A 3,248-nucleotide genomic window follows, 5' to 3' on the forward strand; every position below is an offset into this window, starting at 1 on the left:
TCCTTCTGTTGTTTCCCCAGTTGCATCTGGTTCTTCTGTTCCGCCATCTGTTTCACCCACTCCTTTTGTTGTTACTCCACCTGCGTCTGGTTCTTCTGTTCCGGCATCTGTTTTTGAGCCTTCTTCTCATTTTGAGCCAAATGTGAGAGTCGTTGTTCCACAGGTTTTGACTTATATTCTTGTGCCAAATACCTTATTTTATGCTGGATTGATGGATATCAGTAATCAAAGCAAGCAGTTGCAAGCGCTGCGAACTGTTCCTGGTCGGTTGTTGAAAAATGATGAAAATCCCGCTTTGTTTTTGCGCGGTTACGGTGGACATCATCATTATACTTCAAATTTGTCTGCATTTAAATATGGTGATTATGGCGGTGAGCTTGATTATAATGCACTAGAGGCAGGTATTTTACTCAAGAAAATCGAAAGTGCATACAGTACGACATCTTTTGGGATTATGGGAAATTATGGCAAGCTTTCTTTGCAGCCTCGAAAGGTTAAACAAAGTCAAGAAAGTATATTTGATAAATGGACAATCACAGCATATGGAAGCATGCAGCATGATACGGGTCTCTATATGGATGGTCTCTTCTCTTATGGTTTGTTTAATGGAAATGTTCTCACACTTGAGCGAGGTAAAACGGCTGCATTGAGAGGGAAGCCCCTAAGTGTTTCTTTAATTGCTGGTAAAACGTTTATGATAGGCAGCCGATATTTTATTTTTGAACCACAGGTTCAGTTTGTTTATCAAAATCTCCAGTTTCATAAGACTCGTGATATTGATAATTTTAATATTGATATGCGAAGTCCAGATCATTGGGGGATGCGTATTGGTGGGTATTTAACGAAGACACTTACATTTACTAAAGATAAAGATGCACATGTTCTCTCATTCTATGGTAAGCTTCATTTCATTCGTAGTTTTGATGATAAACAATTTGTATATTTTAAAGATGCCTTCCAGCTTGGTTCCTTTGGGACTTCTTTAGAAGCTGGATTTGGTGTTTTTTCGCAATTATCTCCCAAAATTATTTTTCATAGCGATCTGATTTATCAGCATAAATTTACGAGTGACGGCTTTTCCGGAACGCATTTTTCTGGTGGATTAAGTTATCATTTTTAATTGTATTTTTCTTTAATACATCCTTTGTGAAAGACATAAGCACAAAACATGGTTTTGTTGTGTCGTTTTTCTGATTTTTGACTTTACATATAATACAAAACAAATTATATGTAACGGTACATAATAAGTAGATGAACTAGGTGTGTCTTTTCAGTTTTTTATGAATAAAATAAAGGAAGTTTAGACTAAATTATGATTAAAGTACTAAAACGCTATGTGTGTGTTCTCTTACGACCTCTATTTCTTTCTTCGTGCACAATATAGATGTGAGTGCAGAAGATTATAACCCCTCGTGTAATTCTCTTTTTAAGTCGTATTCGTGTGATACAGTTGATGCTTCTCGTACTTTTGGAAATCGTAATAAGTTATATATGAGTGGATTGGATAGGAGAGCTGCAGGTGTTATTTTTACAATACGAACTCATGACATAGTTATTAAGCCGCAAAAAAGTAAAGGGGAAAAAGGCTTTCAGGAGCTGATGGAATTTTAGAATTAAAGAGATCTGAGAAGATTACATCAGCAGTGGTTGTGTCAAAAGATAATAAAACTTCTTTTAAAAAGAGTTCTATTACAGGAAATGGCGAAAAGAAAAGTGGTAGAAATGCTACGTTATCTCAATCTGTGTTTGGTGTGAAGCAGGGTGGTTCTTTCCTTTGATGAAGGTAAGATTCAGGTTTCTGTTGTTCATGGTATAGAGGCAAGTGTCTTGCTCAATGCGATTGAGGATACACATCACACTTTGAGCTTTGGAATAATGGAGAATAATGGAAAAAAACTTTCTACAACCTCAAGATGTTAAAGAAAGCAAAAAAGTACATTTGATAAATGGTCTATTACAGTATATGGCAGCATGCAGCATGATACAGGCTTTTATATAGATGTCCTTTTTTCCTATGGTTTATTTAAAGGGGATGTTCTCACGCAAGCAAGAGGCAAGACAGCAACATTGAAGGAAACACCTTTGAGTGCTTCATTGATTGCGGGCAAGTCATTTACGACAGGGCATAAAGGGGTTATTTTTGATCCGCAGGTTTAGGTTATTTATCAAAATGTGCGGTTTGATAAGGCGTCTGATATTGATGGTTTTGATATTGAGATGGGAAAACTTGATTTATGGGTGATGCGTGTTGGTGGTCTTTAAGAAAGATGCTTGCTGCTTCTGAAGAGGCTCTTGTTGTTTCTTTCAATTGCGAGCTTCAGCTTGCCATTAGTTTTAGAGGAAAACAACGTGTGCGGTTTGGAGATGAATTCCAATAAGGGCTTTTGGCTCTTCTCTAGAAACTGGAATGGGATTGAAGGCTCAGTTGTCTTCAAACTTTGCTTTGCATGGAGATGTAACTTATCAGCATTGCCTTAGAAAAGGTGGTTTTTCAGGGATTATTTTTTCAGGCGGTTTATACTATCGTTTTTAGGTGCCTATGAAATATAGAGTAATTTTTACATAAGTTATAGAGTGTTTTATGAAGTATAAAGTGATTATTTAAGTTTTATACTTGCTATTTTTAGTGTGTTTAACTTAATGTTATGGGGAATGTTTTTTATTTTTAACTAACAGGGGGAGAAAGGCAAATTGGGAATAAAGTTATGGTTAATGTATTAAGCGGGTATAGATTTTTATTTATTACAACGGCTATTGTTTCTTTTTTGCCAATCGTGAGTGTTAATGCGAATCCTAATAATTTAGGAACTTCCTGTAATGTATCAGAGAGTTTTTTTACATATAGCGATAGTAAAAAACATACGATAAGTAATAAAAATTATACTCCTTCTGTCTCTTCTCTAGATGATTTTGTTGCTGTCTTCTCTATAGAAAAAGAGGGAACTGTTTTAAATTTATTAGAGACAAATATTATCTCGCATAGGCCAAAGCAGATGTTTTTATATAGTGCATCTGTAAAAGATGATGGCAAGCTTGTTCTAACCAATTCAAATATTAAGGATATGTCCGGTTTTCGTGTTCAGAATGGGCAAGTTGTGATGAATAGAGGGAAGATTGAAGGTAGTTTGCAAGCTGTATGTGCAGAAGGAAAAAAAACCGATATTGCTTTAGTGAGCGTAAATATTGATATTGTATCAGATAATTTGAATGCAAAAGGGATTGGATTTGTTAGTAGTTCTGATGCATTC

At 35.6% G+C, this 3,248-nt stretch carries 2 protein-coding genes and 2 pseudogenes; all 4 read left to right on the plus strand.

Annotated features, from left to right (window positions below; genetic code table 11):
* The coding region (locus ACFIL3_RS06655) for an autotransporter outer membrane beta-barrel domain-containing protein (RefSeq protein ID WP_375681961.1) at window positions 1-1,120 on the plus strand (1,120 nt) is incomplete at its 5' end.
* A gap of 529 nt (window positions 1,121-1,649) precedes the next feature.
* Complete coding sequence (locus tag ACFIL3_RS06660) at window positions 1,650-1,778, plus strand: hypothetical protein (protein ID WP_375610851.1); 129 nt, start codon at window positions 1,650-1,652, stop codon at window positions 1,776-1,778.
* Window positions 1,779-1,806: 28 nt separating this feature from the next.
* Window positions 1,807-2,533, plus strand: a pseudogene (locus ACFIL3_RS06665) (autotransporter outer membrane beta-barrel domain-containing protein); the annotation flags it as partial.
* 172 nt (window positions 2,534-2,705) lie between these two features.
* Window positions 2,706-3,248 (plus strand): annotated as a pseudogene (locus ACFIL3_RS06670) (autotransporter outer membrane beta-barrel domain-containing protein); the annotation flags it as partial.

Origin of the sequence: Bartonella sp. CE47NXGY (assembly GCF_042195415.1) — a bacterium.
Lineage (GTDB): Bacteria > Pseudomonadota > Alphaproteobacteria > Rhizobiales > Rhizobiaceae > Bartonella.